The 14,277-nt window shown below is 69.8% G+C and carries 17 protein-coding genes; 10 read left to right on the top strand and 7 right to left on the bottom strand.

Annotated features, from left to right (window positions below; all coding sequences use genetic code 11):
- Positions 1 to 32: 32 nt before the first annotated feature.
- The 4 genes from AJAP_RS35135 (at position 33) to AJAP_RS35120 (ending at position 2,911) form a co-directional block, all read left to right on the top strand.
- Positions 33 to 542 (top strand): hemerythrin domain-containing protein, encoded by a 510-nt coding sequence (locus AJAP_RS35135; RefSeq protein ID WP_037332496.1) that lies wholly within the window; start codon positions 33 to 35, stop codon positions 540 to 542.
- Between the two features lie 66 nt (positions 543 to 608).
- Entirely contained in the window at positions 609 to 1,091 is a 483-nt protein-coding gene (locus tag AJAP_RS35130; RefSeq protein ID WP_038519570.1) for a VOC family protein, read from the top strand.
- Positions 1,092 to 1,230: 139 nt separating this feature from the next.
- On the top strand, positions 1,231 to 2,301 hold the full coding sequence (locus AJAP_RS35125; protein WP_038519567.1) for a reverse transcriptase family protein: 1,071 nt from the start codon (positions 1,231 to 1,233) through the stop codon (positions 2,299 to 2,301).
- A gap of 22 nt (positions 2,302 to 2,323) precedes the next feature.
- Positions 2,324 to 2,911, top strand: coding sequence for a pentapeptide repeat-containing protein (locus AJAP_RS35120; RefSeq protein ID WP_038519564.1), 588 nt, complete (start codon positions 2,324 to 2,326; stop codon positions 2,909 to 2,911).
- A gap of 72 nt (positions 2,912 to 2,983) precedes the next feature.
- Here AJAP_RS35120 and AJAP_RS35115 read toward each other — a convergent pair whose 3' ends face one another.
- Positions 2,984 to 5,650: a TNT domain-containing protein gene (locus AJAP_RS35115; RefSeq protein WP_407639387.1), complete on the bottom strand. Its 2,667-nt coding sequence runs from the start codon at positions 5,648 to 5,650 to the stop codon at positions 2,984 to 2,986.
- A 118-nt stretch (positions 5,651 to 5,768) separates the two neighbouring features.
- Between AJAP_RS35115 and AJAP_RS35110 the strand changes: the two genes are divergently transcribed.
- The gene (locus AJAP_RS35110) at positions 5,769 to 6,068 is read left to right on the top strand and encodes a DUF3017 domain-containing protein (protein WP_034304513.1); all 300 of its coding nucleotides are present in this window, start codon (positions 5,769 to 5,771) and stop codon (positions 6,066 to 6,068) included.
- Between the two features lie 4 nt (positions 6,069 to 6,072).
- Here the strand turns inward: AJAP_RS35110 and AJAP_RS35105 are convergent, their stop codons facing one another.
- Positions 6,073 to 7,245 carry an MFS transporter gene (locus tag AJAP_RS35105; RefSeq protein WP_038519557.1) on the bottom strand — a complete coding sequence of 391 codons (1,173 nt, stop codon included), beginning with the start codon at positions 7,243 to 7,245 and terminating at the stop codon, positions 6,073 to 6,075.
- A gap of 194 nt (positions 7,246 to 7,439) precedes the next feature.
- The gene (locus AJAP_RS35100; RefSeq protein ID WP_038519555.1) at positions 7,440 to 7,754 is read right to left on the bottom strand and encodes an ArsR/SmtB family transcription factor; all 315 of its coding nucleotides are present in this window, start codon (positions 7,752 to 7,754) and stop codon (positions 7,440 to 7,442) included.
- Positions 7,755 to 7,930: 176 nt separating this feature from the next.
- Here AJAP_RS35100 and AJAP_RS35095 point away from each other — a divergent pair, with 176 nt between their 5' ends.
- Positions 7,931 to 9,100, top strand: a complete 1,170-nt coding sequence (locus AJAP_RS35095; protein ID WP_038519552.1) for an MFS transporter — start codon at positions 7,931 to 7,933, stop codon at positions 9,098 to 9,100.
- A 3-nt stretch (positions 9,101 to 9,103) separates the two neighbouring features.
- On the opposite strand, the gene AJAP_RS35090 is transcribed toward AJAP_RS35095, so the two are convergent.
- Entirely contained in the window at positions 9,104 to 9,292 is a 189-nt protein-coding gene (locus tag AJAP_RS35090) for a DUF1918 domain-containing protein (protein ID WP_037332488.1), read from the bottom strand.
- 102 nt (positions 9,293 to 9,394) lie between these two features.
- On the opposite strand from AJAP_RS35090, the gene AJAP_RS35085 reads away from it, so the two are divergent.
- From AJAP_RS35085 to AJAP_RS35070, 4 genes are read left to right on the top strand one after another with little or no spacing between them, the layout of a single operon-like run.
- Positions 9,395 to 9,913, top strand: coding sequence for a TrmH family RNA methyltransferase (locus tag AJAP_RS35085; protein WP_228694728.1), 519 nt, complete (start codon positions 9,395 to 9,397; stop codon positions 9,911 to 9,913).
- A gap of 22 nt (positions 9,914 to 9,935) precedes the next feature.
- A complete protein-coding gene (locus AJAP_RS35080) occupies positions 9,936 to 10,580 on the top strand; it encodes a spermine/spermidine synthase domain-containing protein (protein ID WP_038519549.1) in 645 nt (214 codons plus the stop codon).
- A complete protein-coding gene (locus tag AJAP_RS35075) occupies positions 10,562 to 11,143 on the top strand; it encodes a hypothetical protein (RefSeq protein ID WP_038519547.1) in 582 nt (193 codons plus the stop codon). The genes AJAP_RS35080 and AJAP_RS35075 overlap by 19 nt, the downstream gene beginning before the upstream one ends.
- 7 nt (positions 11,144 to 11,150) lie before the next feature.
- Positions 11,151 to 11,720, top strand: coding sequence for a GNAT family N-acetyltransferase (locus AJAP_RS35070; protein WP_038519545.1), 570 nt, complete (start codon positions 11,151 to 11,153; stop codon positions 11,718 to 11,720).
- Here AJAP_RS35070 and AJAP_RS35065 read toward each other — a convergent pair whose 3' ends face one another.
- The 3 genes from AJAP_RS35065 to AJAP_RS35055 are packed head-to-tail and all read right to left on the bottom strand — an operon-like array spanning position 11,721 to position 14,277.
- Positions 11,721 to 12,209 carry a quercetin 2,3-dioxygenase gene (locus AJAP_RS35065; protein ID WP_038519542.1) on the bottom strand — a complete coding sequence of 163 codons (489 nt, stop codon included), beginning with the start codon at positions 12,207 to 12,209 and terminating at the stop codon, positions 11,721 to 11,723.
- A gap of 8 nt (positions 12,210 to 12,217) precedes the next feature.
- Positions 12,218 to 12,766, bottom strand: coding sequence for a VOC family protein (locus AJAP_RS35060; RefSeq protein WP_038519539.1), 549 nt, complete (start codon positions 12,764 to 12,766; stop codon positions 12,218 to 12,220).
- The gene (locus tag AJAP_RS35055) at positions 12,763 to 14,277 is read right to left on the bottom strand and encodes an iron-containing alcohol dehydrogenase (protein ID WP_051972687.1); all 1,515 of its coding nucleotides are present in this window, start codon (positions 14,275 to 14,277) and stop codon (positions 12,763 to 12,765) included. Before AJAP_RS35055 ends, AJAP_RS35060 begins: the two co-directional genes overlap by 4 nt.

Below are 14,277 nucleotides of genomic sequence, written 5' to 3'. Positions count from 1 at the left end.
GCGGGCATGGAGGCGCCGGACCATGGGAAATCATGGAAACCCCTTCTCGGACGAACGGCCGGTTGACGGCGTTCGGAAATCAACTCGTTCAGGTTCACAACTGGCTGCGTAAAGAGCTGGCCTTGCTGCACGACGACCTCGGGTCGGTCGCTGAGGGGCGTGCCGAGCGGCTACGCGATCTCAGGGCGCATTGCCTCACCTTCTGCTCGGCGCTCACGAGGCATCACACCGGCGAGGACGGCGGTGCTTTCCTTGTGCTGGCGGACAAATTCCCCGAATTGCGACCTTCGCTCGAAGAGCTCGCACACGACCACGGGGTGATGACCGGGATCATCGAACGGCTCGAAGAGCTGGTCGCCGGGGTCGGCCCCGGGTCGAGTCAGGACGAGATCCTCGACGTCCAACGGGAACTGGACGGCCTCACGGCGATCATGGAGACGCATTTCCGCTACGAAGAGAAGCGGATCGTCGAGGTGCTCAACTCGCTGGACATGCCGGAGTGGCAGGAGTCGCAGCCGCCTTTCCTGCTGAAGACGCATTAGGACACGATCTGTCCTATACGGGCTCTAGCGTTCTTCTCATCGCTTACGACGACGAGGAGAACTCCGATGAGCAACCCGATTCCCGACGGCTACCACTCGGTCACCCCGTGGATCATCTCGCGTGACACCGCGGGCGTGATCGACTTCCTCAAGCGCGTCTTCGACGCCGAGCCGATCGGTGAACCGGTGTACGTCGAGGGCGGGAAGATCGGGCACGCGGAGGTCCGGATCGGCGACTCGGTCGTCATGTTGTTCGACGCGAAGGACGACTGGGTCGACACTCCGGCTTACCTGAGGCTCTACGTCGAGGACAGCGTGGAGACGCAGCGCCGGGCGGTCGAGGCGGGCGCCGAAGAAGTGACGAGGCAGACCGAACTCTTCTTCGGCGACCGTGTCGGCCGGGTCCGGGACCCGTTCGGCAACCTGTGGTGGATCCAGACCCGGCTGGTCGATCTCGACTACCCGGAGATGGAGCGACGGATGAACGATCCGAAGTTCATCGAGGCCATGCGGTACGTCTCCGGCTCGAAGATCATCCCCAGCCGCTGAAATCGGTAGGGTGGTGACAGCGACGCGGAGGTGAGCCGGTGGATCGCCACCCACTCCGGGGCAACCCCGGGGAGTACGAAGTCAGCGAAACAAGGCGCCCCGCGCGAGCGCGGCATGCTCCGCGTGCGAGTCCGCGCGGATGACAGGAGAAAGAGTCACCTCCGCGTCGCTCCTCGAACCCCTGCCGCCGGTTTGGCGGTTCCAGGTGGCTCGCTGGACGACCGTCGACGAGTGCGCCGCCGCGCTCGACCTGACGCCCGGCGAACTCTCGTGGTTCGCCGACGCGAAGGGCTGGAACAGGCGCGCCGCCGAGCCGGTCCGGCACTACACCTACCGCTGGCTCCCGACCGCTTCGGGCGGCGTGCGGCTCATCGAGCGGCCGAAACCGCGGCTCGCCGAACTGCAGCGCCGGATCGTGCGGCACGTCGTCGACGCGCTGCCGGTGCACGAGGCCGCGCACGGGTTCCGGCGCGGGCGTTCGCCGCTGTCGTGCGCCGCGCCGCACGCCGGGCGGGAGACCGTGGTCAGGATGGACCTCGAAGGGTTCTTCCCGGCGGTGTCCGCGCGCCGGATCTCGGCGTTGCTCGCCCTCGCCGGCTACCCGCCCGCGGTGGCGGAGGCGCTGGCGGGCGTGCTCACCACGGCCGTTCCGCCCGATGTCCTCGCCACCGTGCCCGGCGGACGGCGGGACCCGGCGCGAACGCGGCTGTTGAGCAACCTGGCGGCCACGCATCTGCCGCAGGGCGCGCCGTCCTCGCCCTCGGTCGCGAACGCGGTCACGCATCATCTGGACCGGCGGCTCGACGGGCTCGCGCGCGTACTGGGCGCGACGTACACGCGGTACGCCGACGATCTGGCGTTCTCCGGGGATTCCCTGCCACTGCACCGGTTGCTGCCCGGCGTCCGGCGGATCGTGACCGACGAGGGCTTCCGGCTCCGGGACGACAAGACGTCGATCGCCGGCGCGCACCAGCGGCAACGGGTCGCGGGCCTGGTGGTCAACAGCGCGCCCGCCGCGACGCGTGCCGACTACGACGCACTGCGTGCCCTGCTCCACAACTGCGTCCGAACCGGCCCGGAAGCGCAGAACCGGGGCAGGCATCCGGACTTCCGTGCCCATCTGCTCGGCCGGATCGGCTGGATCGCCGCGTCTTCGCAGGCACGGGCGGCGAAGCTGCGCGCGATGTTCGGCAGGATCACCTGGGGTTGAGCGGGTATGCGATCCTGGACGGGTGATCGAGACTGCCGAGGACTACCGAGAAGCCGTCCTTTCCCAGCAATGGTGGGAAAAACGCAGTTTCGTCGGCTGTGATTTCACCGAAGCCGACCTGCGCGGGCTGCGCACCCAAGGCTGCACCTTCGACCAGTGCGACTTCACCAAGACGGACTTCGAGGGCTCGCGCCACGAGGCGTCGGCGTTCCGCTCGTGCACCTTCGACCGCACCGTACTGGCCGGCACGCGGTGGAGCTCCTGCTCGATGCTCGGATCGTCCTTTGTGGACTGCCGATTCCAGAAGATCGCCTTCACCGAATGCGATCTTTCGCTCGTCTCGCTCAGCAAGGCTCGTCTGTCCAAAGTGGATCTGGGTGGTCTGCGACTGCGCGAGGCGAACCTGCTGGACGCGGACCTGACCGGTGCCGCTCTGCGTGGCGCGGATCTCACCGGTGCCCGGCTGGCGGGCGCGAAACTCGAGGGCGCGGACCTGCGCGGCGCGCGGCTCGACGCCAACGGGCTGGTGCAGGCGAACCTCTCCGGTGTCCACGTGGACACCGAGACCGCGATCGCCTACGCCGCCGCGCACGGCCTCGTCATCCACTGACCCCGCGTGCAATGAAAGGTCCTTTCCTCGCAAAATTTGCGAGGAAAGGACCTTTCATTGCACTTGAGAGGGCTAGTCGATCGGCGGTTCGCCCGGGTCCAGCTCGATGAGGTCGCCCTCGGCGAGCAACTCCTCGATGGACGCGGGCAGCAGGTACGCCGACCCGCCACCCGGCTGGTTGAACCACGGGATCGCGACACCGGCGAGGGCTTCGAGCGGACGCTGCACGCGGTACACGTGGTACGGCCGGTTCACCCATTCCGGCACGAGCGAGCGCTCCTCGAACGGCGTCCCGGCCGCGTAGGTCAGGTTGCCGTTCGGGCCGCCGAAACGGTCCAGTTCGCTGCCGGCGGGCAGCTCACGCAGCTCCTTGCCGCGGAACAGCGTCAGCGGCGGCTCGCCGTTGAGCGGCGAGATCGGCCAGTTCTGCTTGGCGTCGGGGGCCCCGGCGTTCGCCGCGACCGGCGGACGGGCCGGTTCCTCGCGCCGCATCGGCGGCGGAGGCGGCGGCGTCACCGGCGGCTCACGCCGCGGCGGCGCGGGCGGCGGGCTCGCCAGCACCGGGTTCGGCCGCGACGGGGGCGCGGGCGGGACCGGAGCGGGGGCGGGCTCGTCGTCCAAATCGTCCCCGAGCAGCTCCTCGGCCGTCGTGAACGCGGTCTGTTCCTGCGCCGGGATCGACTCCCGGGGCGGCACCGGATGCGAACCGGTCGCGATCTCGGGGGACAGCGTCGCCAGCACGGGAGGCGCCGGAGCGGGCTCCTCGACAGGCGGCTCTTCGGCGGCGGGCGGCTCCTCGGGAGGCGGGGCGCCGTTCGGGTTCAGCAGGACCTTGCCGAGCATGAACGCGGCCGCGTCCTCGGCGTCGCCGAACACCGCCGGGTTGGTCAGCTTCCCGTCGTACCAGCCGACCCGCCAGCCGCCACCGTCGACCTGCTCGACGCTCCAGCCGTGCTCGGCGGGGGCGCCGATGCGGTAGACGTCTTCGGGCACGTCGAGGTCGTCGAACCTCGCCTGCAGCTCGTTCAGCACGGGCACGGGGTGCTCGGCGCGGCGCGGCTGCGCTTCCTCGCGTCGCGGCTCGGGCTCCGGCTGGGGCACGGGGGTGGTAGCAAAGGTCCCCCGCTCCTGCGGTGGGGTGTCGACCTGCGTGACCTCGGAATCCGACGGCGGCGGTGCCACGTTCGGCTCCGCGTCGTGCGTCAGGAGAGGCAGCTCAGGACCGGCGTCGGCCTGCTCGACCGGGGTGTAGCCGGTGGTCGTCTCCTCCTCCGGAGGCGCGTACGGCTGCTCTTCCTCCTGCCGGGCGTACGCGTCCTGCTCCTCTTCGTGAGGAGGCTGCTCGTAGGCGTCGGCCTGCGGAGCCCGCGCGTACGTGGTCGCCTCCGGGTCGGCGATCCGCGGTTCCGGCTCGGGCTCGGTGTCCTGCCGGGCCTCGTCCGCGTAGGTGTCCTGTTCGGACGCGTACGGGTCTTCGTAACCCTCTTCGTACTGCTGCTCGGCGGCGGCCTCGTGGAAGTCCTGCGCCTGGTAGTCCTGGGTGTCGTAGTCGTCTTCGTACCGCTGGGCCTGCTCGGCCTGGTCAGGGACGGCCGACTCGGCGGAGGGGACCGCCGCCGCCGCGGCGACCGGTGCCGCGGCCGCGGCGGCCGCCACGGCCGGATCCGGGCCCTGCTGGTGCGGCGGCGGGACGGGCGGCTGAGCGGGGGGCTGGTTCGGCCCCGGACCACCGGGACCGGGCTGTCCGGGAGCGCCGGGACCGGCCTGCTGCGAAGGCGCCGGGCCGTTCTGCGGCGGGCCCTGCGGAGGCGGGCCCGCGGGCACGCCGTTGGGTCCACCCGGGCCACCGGGGCCGGGGCGCTGCTGCGGGGGCTGATTCCCCCGGGTGAGGTACCCCGCCGCGGCCTGCAGCGTCGGGGCGTCGACCTCGGGCAGCGTGAAGTCGTTCTGCCGGACGTGGTCGATCAGGTCGAGCTCCGGCGAGACGCCGTACTCGCGCAGGTAGAAGTTGACGGCGGCGGGCCAGATCCACTGGCCGTCGCTGTGGAAGGCGACCGGGACGGTGGCCTCGGGAGTCTGCGCGAGCCTGTCGATGTCGTAGCCGCGCTCGGTGACCACCAGCGGCGCGTGGTCGAGGTATTCGAGCAGCCTGTCCTGCTCCTCGATCTCCAGGTCGGGCCGGTTGATCACCGGACGTCCGGCCGGGCCGATGGTGTCGAAGATGCGGGCGATGCGGAAATGCGGTCCTGGCTGTTCGGGGCCGAGGCCGGACATGCGCCGGATCAGCCATTCGGGCACGTTCTCCTCGGAGCGGGGGAACATGCGCAGTTCGTCGGAGAGCGCCTGAGGAGGCGGCGCGAGGCGCCACTGCGGCTCGTCGCGGTTGTATTCGAGGTTGTAGCTGGACGGGTGGTCGAGCTGGTAACGGGCGTTGAACCAGGTGCCGCGGCCGTCGCGGTACATCCCGGCACGGAGCCTGCCGAACAGCGTCGCGATGTCGTGCGTCGCGACCCACTCGTGCGAGGTGCCGTCCTCGGTGATGATCTCGCCGGTCATCTCGTGGTACCTGCCGACGGCTCGGTACTCGGCGGTCACCTTCCGCCAATCACGCGGAGCGGCCCGCAGCAGGGCGAGGCCGATCTGTTTGACCAGGGTGTCCTGCTCGGTCGCGTTCAACTGAGTCGTCGGTTGTGCCACGGTCACATTTTGACCGTATCCGCGCTCCTGTGCACCCCGCATGTGGGTTTTGCCGCTATTGACTCCCTCGGAAGTCGCCCTGACCTGCTGCCCGATCACTCACCCGGGATACTGACGGGGTGAACCGATTTGCCGGCGAGACCCCGAAGGACGAGGACTGATGGCGGTGGCCGGACAGCGGCGTGACCGTGGGGCACTGCTCCATCACCTGCCGTTTCTGCTGGTGATGCTGGTGGTGGCGGTCGCCGCCCTGCGGATCGGCCAGTACCACTGGCGGCAGGGGGCCGCGCTGATCGGCGGCGCGTTGCTGCTCGCCGGCCTGCTCCGGGCGGTGCTGCCCGAAGCGAAGGCCGGGTTGCTGGCGATCCGGGGCAAGCCGGTCGACGTCCTGACCTACGGCGCGCTGTCGGTGTTGATCCTCTTCATCGCGTTCACGATCACCGGCGGGCCCCTGTCCTAAGAGGTCAGGACGCCATCGCGGGGGCCAGGCGTGCTTCGCGGCGGTCCATGCCGCCGGACACGACGGCCAGCGAGAGCCCCAGGACGGCCAGCGACGCACCGACCCAGTTCGGCGCGACCAGGCCGAAGCCGCCCGCGATCACCAGTCCGCCCAGGTAGGCGCCGATCGAGTTCGCGATGTTGAACGCCGACTGCACGGCCGCAGAGACCAGCGACGGCGTCCCGCCCGCCTTCTCCATGATCCGGGCCTGCATCATCGGGCCGATCATGAACCCGGCGAGGCCCACGAAGAAGATCGTCACCGCCGCGCCGACCTTGCCGTTCGCGGTGAAGGTGAAGATCGCCAGCACCGTGGCCAGGCCGAACAGCGAGACGTAGAGGCTCGGCATCAGCGCCTTGTCGGCGAGCCTGCCGCCGAGGATGTTGCCGATCGTCATGCCGACCCCGGCCAGCGAGAGCAGCAGGGTGACGTTCGACGGCGAGTAGCCGGTGACGTCGGTCAGCATCGGCGCGATGTAGGAGAGGCAGGCGAACACGCCGCCGAGGCCGAAGGTGACGATCGCGAGGGCGAGCCACACCTGCGGACGGCGGAAGGCACCGAGTTCGCCGCGCAGCGACGGCTCGGCCGGTTTGCCCTGGTGGGGGACCAGTTTCGCGATCGCGGCCATGGCGATCAGGCCGATCACGGCGACGACGCCGAAGGTCGCGCGCCAGCCGACCTTCTGGCCGAGGAGCGTCCCCAGCGGCACGCCGACGACGTTGGCGAGGGTCAGGCCCAGGAACATCATCGAGACGGCCTTCGCGCGTTCGCCCGGCTTGGCCAGGCTGGACGCGACCACCGCGCCGGCGCCGAAGAACGCGCCGTGCGGCAGACCGGCGAGGAAGCGGAACGCGACGCCGAACTCCTGGTTCGGCGAAAGCGCGAAGAGGGTGTTGCCGAGCGTGAACAGTCCCATCATCGCCAGCAGCATCGTCTTGCGTGGCAGCCGGACGGCGGCGGCGGTGAGCAGCGGTGCGCCGACCACGACGCCCAGGGCGTAGCCGGAGATGAGGTAACCGGCGGACGGGATCGACACGCCGAAGTCGGCGGCGGCTTCGGGCAGCACGCCCATCATGACGAATTCGGTGGTCCCGATGCCGAAGGCACCGATGGCGAGCGCGAGCAGCGCGACGGGCACGGCTCTCCTTCCGGGGTCGTACGTGAGTAAACGATTACTCGCCCAGCGTCGCGGATGGGGAGCTGAATCGATTTAGGTCTCGGACACAAAAGAAGACAGCGCGTGCGGCCCCAGCGTCGACGAGCTGTCCTGCGTCCAGTTCAACGGATCGAGGGGGCGTTTGTCATCCCGGTTTCGGGTGAGGCTGACCACCCTCAGCGGCGGGCGGCGAGCACGCCCTGGAGCAGTCCCGGGAAGAGCTCGTCGAGATCGTTGCGGCGCAACGAGTTGTAGCGGGCGGTGCCCTGCTGGCGGCCCATGATGATGCCCGCTTCGCGCAGGGTGCGCAGGTGATGGGTGAGTGTGGACTTGGTCACGGCGACGTCGAAACCGCTGCACGAGATCTCGGAGCCGGCGTCGGCCAGCTGGCGGACCATGTCGAGCCGGACCGGGTCCGCGAGCGCGGCGAGGACCGCCTCGATCCGGATCTCGTCCCGATCGGGATAGACGTACTGCTGCGTCGCGGCCATCCGTCCATAGTACGACGCCCCTCGAACTTCTCGCGTATCCGTAGTACGGTCACCATCGAACTACGACAACCATCGAACAACGACCCCGTGTCGCCTTTCGCGGGCTAACCGCGATCCGGCGCCGACCTGCGTTTAGCGGGCTAAACGCGATCTGTGGGGTCTGGAGCTGGGGAGTCATGACTTTCGCACCACCCAGGACCGCGGTGCTGGCGCTCGGCACCTTCGCGGTCGGGACCAGCGGCTACGTCGTCGCCGGGCTGCTGCCGGCGCTGACCGGCGAGCTCGCCGTCTCCGAGACGGCCGCCGCCCAGCTGGTCACCGCCTTCGCCATCGCGTACGCGGTCGGCTCGCCCCTGTTCGCCGCGGTCACCGGCCGCTGGGAACGCCGCACGCTCCTGGTCGCCGCGCTCGTCGTCACCGCCATCGGCAACGCGCTCGCCGCCCTCGCGCCCGGCTACGTGACCCTGCTGCTCGCGCGGGTCGTCACCGCGATCGGCGCCGCGGTCTTCACCCCGGCCGCGAGCGCCGTCGCCGCCGAGCTCACCTCGCCGGAACGCCGGGGCCGCGCGGTCGCGCTCGTCTTCGGCGGGCTCACCGTCGCGACGATCCTGGGCGTCCCGCTCGGCAGTGTCCTTTCGCAGAGCGTCGGCTACCAGGCCGTCTTCGCGCTCGTCGCGGCCTTCTCGCTCCTCGGCGCCTTCGCCGTCCGGATGGTCTTGCCCGCCGTCCCGGCGCCGCCCCCGGTCCGGCTGGCCGAACGGTTCACCGTCGCCAAGGACCCGCGTGTGCTCGCCATGCTCGGCGCGACCGTGCTCGGCTGCCTCGCCGCGTTCTCCGTGTACACCTTCATCTCGCCGGTCCTGTCGGCCACCGCGGGTATCCACGGCACGACGGTCAGCCTGCTGCTGTTCGTCTACGGCGCGGGTGGCGCGCTCGGCAACGTCCTCGGCGGCCGCGCCACCGACCGCTGGGGCGCGAGGGGACCGCTGCTGATCGTGTTCGGCGGGATCACCGTGGTGCTCGCGATGCTGCCGCTGGTGGCGACCACCGTCGCGGGCGCGGCCGTCGTCCTCTTCCTCTGGGGGCTGGCCACCTGGTCGGTCAACCCGCCGATCCAGCACCGGCTGATCGAGCTGTCCAAGCAGAACGCCGGGCTCGTGCTCTCGCTCAACGCGTCCGCGATCTACCTCGGCGTCGGCCTCTCCGGCCTGGTCGGGGGAGCGGTGCTCAGCGGCGGCGGGCCGCTCCTGCTGCCCGAGATCGCGGCGGTGCTGACCGCGCTCGGCGCGGCCGTGGTCGTGGCGGGCTGGCGGAGCCGCGTGAAGCAGCCCGCCATGGCCGAGTGACGACTACTCGGCGCGTGTCTGGACTTCGCAGTCGGGGCCGGGGAAGACCAGCCCTTCGTGTCCGTCCGCGAACCGGACGAGATACGGCGGGGCACCGTGTTCGCCGCGTACCTCGAGGATCTCGCCGCGTTGTTCGGCCGAGCCCACCGTGCGTCCGTGCACGTGGATCTCGTCTCCGACGGTCGCCTGCATGAGAACCACCTCCGACGTTTCAAGGTTAGGAGCGTCGGACTGATCCCGCTACAGTGTCGGCATGATCCTCGAAATCCTTGGAGGCGCGACGCCTCACGTCCGGTGAGCCCGTCGATCCGGGTCCGCACGCCTTCGGAGCTGCGTGCGGCCAGAAGAAGGAAATCCCATTCCTGCTGGGGGCATCTCGTCGCGGCACCGCTGTGGCCGCTGCACGGCGCGAACCTCGGCACCCTGCTGCGGACCTGCGACGCCGTGGGTGCTTGCCTTGCCGTACCGAGGTTTCCCTGGGTGCCGGAGGCGCTGCGCCGGGGGAACACGTTGCGGCGTCCGGCTTGTGTGCACTGGGTGCACGATCCACCCGGCTGGCTGACGCGGGAGAAGGCGGCGGGCACGGCGATCGTCGGCGTCGAACTCGCCGACGAGGCCGTGCGCCTCGCCGATCTCCCGCCCGCGCGGGGGCGGACGATCGCCGTGCTCGGCCATGAGCAGCAGGGTATTCCGCCGGAAGCGCTCGACCTTCTCGACACCGTCGTCGAAATCCCGATGGTGGGCACCGGCGCGAGCCTCAACGTCGCCGTCGCGGGCAGTCTGGTGTTGTACAAATTGGCGGGCTTGCTGTGACCGTCGCCGATAGGCTGCCCGGATGACCGACGTACTCGACAAGGTGGCCGGGAAGAGCGGCGAATTGGTGCTCCGCAGGGCGGGCGATGATTTCGAGGTCATCGCCAACGGCGTCTTCCTGATGGACACCCGTAACGGTGAATCCGAACGGTTGCTCGTCTCGGTGGCCGCGGATCTGGTGCCGGGCAAGGCACGGATGCTGATCGGCGGCCTCGGGGTCGGCTATTCGCTGCGCGCCGCGCTGGACCACCCCGGTGTCGGCGAGGTCGTGGTCGTCGAGCGCGAGCCCGCCGTGATCGGCTGGAACCGCGAGGGCCCGCTCAAGGACGTCCACGACGACGCCCTGTCCGACGAACGGGTCACCGTGGTCGAGGCCGATCTGGTGAAATGGTTGCGCCGTACGGAAGAGCGGTTCGACGCGCTGTGTCTCGACATCGACAACGGTCCTGAGTGGACGGTCACCGACGGCAACGCGAAGCTGTATTCCGACGCCGGTCTCGACATGCTCACCGCGCGGTTGCGGCCGGGCGGCGTGCTCGCGGTGTGGAGTGCCGAGTCGGTGCCGTCGTTCGCGAAACGGCTGCGGGCTCGGTTCGGTGAGGTTCGGGAGCTGAAGATCCCGGTGCCGCAAGGGGAACCGGACGTGCTGTGGTTCGCGCGGGTGTAGCCGACGCCGCGCGCGTCAACGCCCGCTGGTGCGATGTGGTCTGCCGGACGGGCACCTTCACCACCCGCGTCTGGAAGTCGCCGATCCGGACGCCGCCGCTGTATCCCGACGCGGTGACTCTGGCTCCCGACGCGACGGCCGCGGAGGTACTGGACGGGATCGACACCTCACCAGGCTGCGCGGTGAAGGACAGCTTCGCCTGCCTGGATCTCGCGCGCGAAGGTTTCGAGGTGCTCTTCGAGGCGACGTGGATCGCGCGGATGGCCGACGTGCCGCTCGAACCGGGCTGGGCCCGGGTCGACGACCGGTTCGACGATCCGTCCGTCGCCGTGTGGTCGAACGGCGTCGCCGGAGTGACGGCCAATCGTGACGGCGGCTTCGCCGGACTGTCCAATTTGTACACTCAAGGCGATCTGGACGAGGCCTGGCGCGGCGCGACCTCGGCCGTCGCGGCGAGCTTCCCCGGCTTGCCGATCACCGGCTACGAACGCGGCGAAGATCTCGACGCCGCCCTCCGCGACGGCTACACGGCGCTGGGGCCGCTGCGGGTCTGGCTGAAATGATCCCCGCATGGAGATCACCACCTGGCACCTCGAACAGACCTCACCGGACGACCTGAGCGCGGCGAAACCGCCTGCCGTCCCGGTGACGGTCACCCGCGCCGAGCTGGTCAGCCCGGAGCTGAATCGCTACCTCTACACCGCCGTCGGCGGCGACTGGTTCTGGATCGACCGGCTCGGCTGGTCGTGGGATCAGTGGATCGAGTGGCTGGACAGGCCGGGCGTCGAGACCTGGGTGGCGTACGCGCAGGGGACGCCGTGCGGGTACTTCGAGCTCGACGGCACTGTCGAGGGCGAAGTGGAACTCGCGTACTTCGGCCTGATGTCGTCCTTCGTCGGCAAGGGCCTCGGAGGGCATCTGCTGACCGTCGCGCTGCGGGAGGCGTGGACGCTCGCGGAGCGCTGGCCGGGCAAAGCGCCGGCGCGCCGCGTCACGGTCCACACGTGCACCACCGACGGCCCGGCCGCGCTCAAGAACTACCAGGCGCGCGGCTTCCGGCTGTTCCGCACCGAGGTCGAGGAGGCCGAACTGCCCGCCGAGACGCCGGGACCGTGGCCGGGAGCCGGGAAGAAGAAGTAGCTACCGGCCGGCCTCCTGCTCCGTCCTCGGCCCCTCCCAGCCGTGCCGGGCGGCGATCTCCGCCGCCCGTTCGAACTCCGCGGGCCCCCACTTCGGGACCGGCATGCCCGGCACGGCCGGATCACCCGCCTCCTGGAAGAACTTCTCGAACCCGGCGGGGGTGTAGACGAAGATCGTGTGCGCGACGTGGGCGCTGATGTTCTTGAAGCAGTGCGGGACGCCGCGGGGGACGAGCACGAAATCCCCCGCCTTGCCGAGGAACTGCTCGTCGCCGACGGTGAAACTCAGCTGGCCGGACAGGACGTAGAACGCCTCGTCCTCCTGCGTGTGGACGTGCAGCGGCGGACCGCTTCCCGGCAGGATCGAGGACTCCAGGACGGACATGGCGCCGTTGGTGCTCTCGGCGCTCGCCTTCACGGTGTAGACGTTGCCGTCGAACCAGGTCGTCGGCCCGTGGCCGGCGGGAACGAGCGCGGATGGTTCGGTCATGCTGCTCCTTAGCGGTTGGCCCATGGCCGGTCGGACTGGTACGGGCGCGCGGCGGTCTCCTGTTCGAACGGCGCGCCCGCGGGGATGTCGATCAATTCCATCTGCATCCCCCACGGCGTCAGGAAGTACACCCACCGATCTCCCGCGATCGGCCCGTCGGTGATCGTTTCCGGGTCGCCGAGGACACGGACACCCGGTTGGGTCCGCAGATAGGCCGCGGCGGCGTCGACGTCCGTGACGTGGATCGCCAGGTGGTGACCGCCCCAGTCGCTGTTGCGGGGAAGCTCGCAGCGCTGATCCGGCGCGGTGTACTCGAAGAGCTCCAGGTTGGTCACCGGCCCCATCCGGAGCATGGCGACCCTGGCGACGGCCGAGGCGTCCACGGCGAGTTTGCGGGTCATCCAGTCGCCTTCCCGGTCCTGCACCGGGCCCTCGGTGTAGATCAGCTCCGCGCCGACGACCTCGACGAAGAACTCGACCGCCTGCTCCAGATCCGGGACGGTGTAGGCGACATGGTGCACCGCCCTGGCCCCGGGGATGCCCCGCCGCCGGGTCATGCCACGCCGCCGGGCACTTCGATCATCAGCCAGTTCAGGTGGTCCGTGCCCTGATTCGCGAAACGGTGCACCGCACCGGCTCTGGTGGCGATCAGGTCGCCGGGACGCAAGTCGTGCGAGACCTCGTCGACCCGCAGCGCACCTTCGCCCGACAGCACGAAACAGAACTTGTCGGTCCCGGTCCGCGTGTCCTCCACCCGGAGGCCGCCGGGTGGCAGCGAAGCCCAATGGATCGCCTGCCAGGTGCTGCTCAGCCCGCCCCGGTCGATCAGGCGGTTCCCGTCGGCGTCGGACCGGCCGCCGACGTCGGTGACGATCACCTCGTCCGCCCCCGTCTCGTGCAGCGTACGAAGGTTCTCCGCCGCATGGGCGAGTTCGGCGGCGGTGAGATCGTTGAGGAAGCAGGCCGCACCGATCCCGACCGGGATCGGCATCCGTTGCAGCCCGTCCCGGTGCCGGACCGTCTCCCGTAGCGCGTGTTCCAGCAGTTCGGCCTCCATCAACGGATGCCAGACGGGCAGGCGCAGCCGACGCATGAGCCGGAAGATCCGCTCGCGGTCCACTGTGGACACCAGGCCGCGGGCCTCGGCGAGCACCGTGGTCAGCGCCATGTCGATGGTCACGGCCTCGCCGTGCAGCAACGCGGGAAGCGCCCGCATCTCCAGCGTGGGACTGAACGAGTGACCGTAGTCGACCACCCGTTCCAGCTGCTTCTCCCACAGGTTCGGCTGCAGCTCCTCCAGCATGCCGCCCACCGCCCGGCTGAACACCTCGCCGGCGACGAGGTCGCCGGTCTGCGTCTGGCCGGTGAGCCGTTCGGCGAGGAGCAACTCGGCGTGGTCCTCCAGGAGCTGGAACAACCTCGCGTCCTTGATCAGCGCGATCTTGAGGATCTCGGCGAGGCCGTTGCTGATGTGCCGACCGTCCAATGTGGCCAGAAAATCGCGGTCCAGCAACGCCACCGTCGGCGCGAAGTACGAGCCGAGACGGTTCTTGTGGTCGCCGTGGTTCACGCCGGTCTTGATGCCGACGCCGGCGTCGACCAGCCCGATCAGTGAAGTGGGGACCCGGACGTACGGGGTCCCGCGCCGGTACAGGCTGCCGACCAGGCCGACGATGTCGAGCACGACGCCGCCACCGATGGCGATGATCGGCTCGTTCCGGCGGGAGATACCGAACGAGTCGAGGTCGTTCACCACGGTGAACACCGACTCCATCGTCTTGGTCTCCTCCGAGACGGGCAGGACGCAGAGGCTGTATTCGACGTTGTGGTGTTCCAGGTATTTGCGCACGTTGTCGCCGTAGATGGCGTAGACCTCGGCGTCGACCACGACGAACCGCCGAAGCCGTTCGGCGCGGACGAGGGTGCCCGCGTCGAGCAACGCCGGGTTGGACGGGTCGAGTACGCCGGTGGTCAGCCGGACTTCGTAGTCGACGGGGAGCTGGGCCTCGACCCGCCAGTGGTGGGCGGGCGAACCCGTCTCCGCCGGTTTCGATTCGACCGGTTGCAT

This window comes from Amycolatopsis japonica (genome assembly GCF_000732925.1).
In the GTDB taxonomy this organism is placed as follows: domain Bacteria; phylum Actinomycetota; class Actinomycetes; order Mycobacteriales; family Pseudonocardiaceae; genus Amycolatopsis; species Amycolatopsis japonica.
The sequence above is the reverse complement of the archived record's forward strand: the minus strand, read 5'-3'. Positions and strand labels throughout refer to the sequence as shown.

What these genes read in the sequence shown, in the direction of transcription:
- AJAP_RS35135 (WP_037332496.1), top strand. Translation starts at nt 33, where the DNA reads ATGGAAACCCCTTCTCGGACGAACGGCCGGTTGACGGCGTTCGGAAAT.
- AJAP_RS35130 (WP_038519570.1), top strand. Translation starts at nt 609, where the DNA reads ATGAGCAACCCGATTCCCGACGGCTACCACTCGGTCACCCCGTGGATC.
- AJAP_RS35125 (WP_038519567.1), top strand. Translation starts at nt 1,231, where the DNA reads ATGACAGGAGAAAGAGTCACCTCCGCGTCGCTCCTCGAACCCCTGCCG.
- AJAP_RS35115 (WP_407639387.1), bottom strand. Translation starts at nt 5,650, where the DNA reads ATGCGGGGTGCACAGGAGCGCGGATACGGTCAAAATGTGACCGTGGCA.
- AJAP_RS35110 (WP_034304513.1), top strand. Translation starts at nt 5,769, where the DNA reads ATGGCGGTGGCCGGACAGCGGCGTGACCGTGGGGCACTGCTCCATCAC.
- AJAP_RS35100 (WP_038519555.1), bottom strand. Translation starts at nt 7,754, where the DNA reads ATGGCCGCGACGCAGCAGTACGTCTATCCCGATCGGGACGAGATCCGG.
- AJAP_RS35095 (WP_038519552.1), top strand. Translation starts at nt 7,931, where the DNA reads ATGACTTTCGCACCACCCAGGACCGCGGTGCTGGCGCTCGGCACCTTC.
- AJAP_RS35090 (WP_037332488.1), bottom strand. Translation starts at nt 9,292, where the DNA reads ATGCAGGCGACCGTCGGAGACGAGATCCACGTGCACGGACGCACGGTG.
- AJAP_RS35080 (WP_038519549.1), top strand. Translation starts at nt 9,936, where the DNA reads ATGACCGACGTACTCGACAAGGTGGCCGGGAAGAGCGGCGAATTGGTG.
- AJAP_RS35070 (WP_038519545.1), top strand. Translation starts at nt 11,151, where the DNA reads ATGGAGATCACCACCTGGCACCTCGAACAGACCTCACCGGACGACCTG.
- AJAP_RS35065 (WP_038519542.1), bottom strand. Translation starts at nt 12,209, where the DNA reads ATGACCGAACCATCCGCGCTCGTTCCCGCCGGCCACGGGCCGACGACC.
- AJAP_RS35060 (WP_038519539.1), bottom strand. Translation starts at nt 12,766, where the DNA reads ATGACCCGGCGGCGGGGCATCCCCGGGGCCAGGGCGGTGCACCATGTC.
- AJAP_RS35055 (WP_051972687.1), bottom strand. Translation starts at nt 14,277, where the DNA reads ATGCAACCGGTCGAATCGAAACCGGCGGAGACGGGTTCGCCCGCCCAC.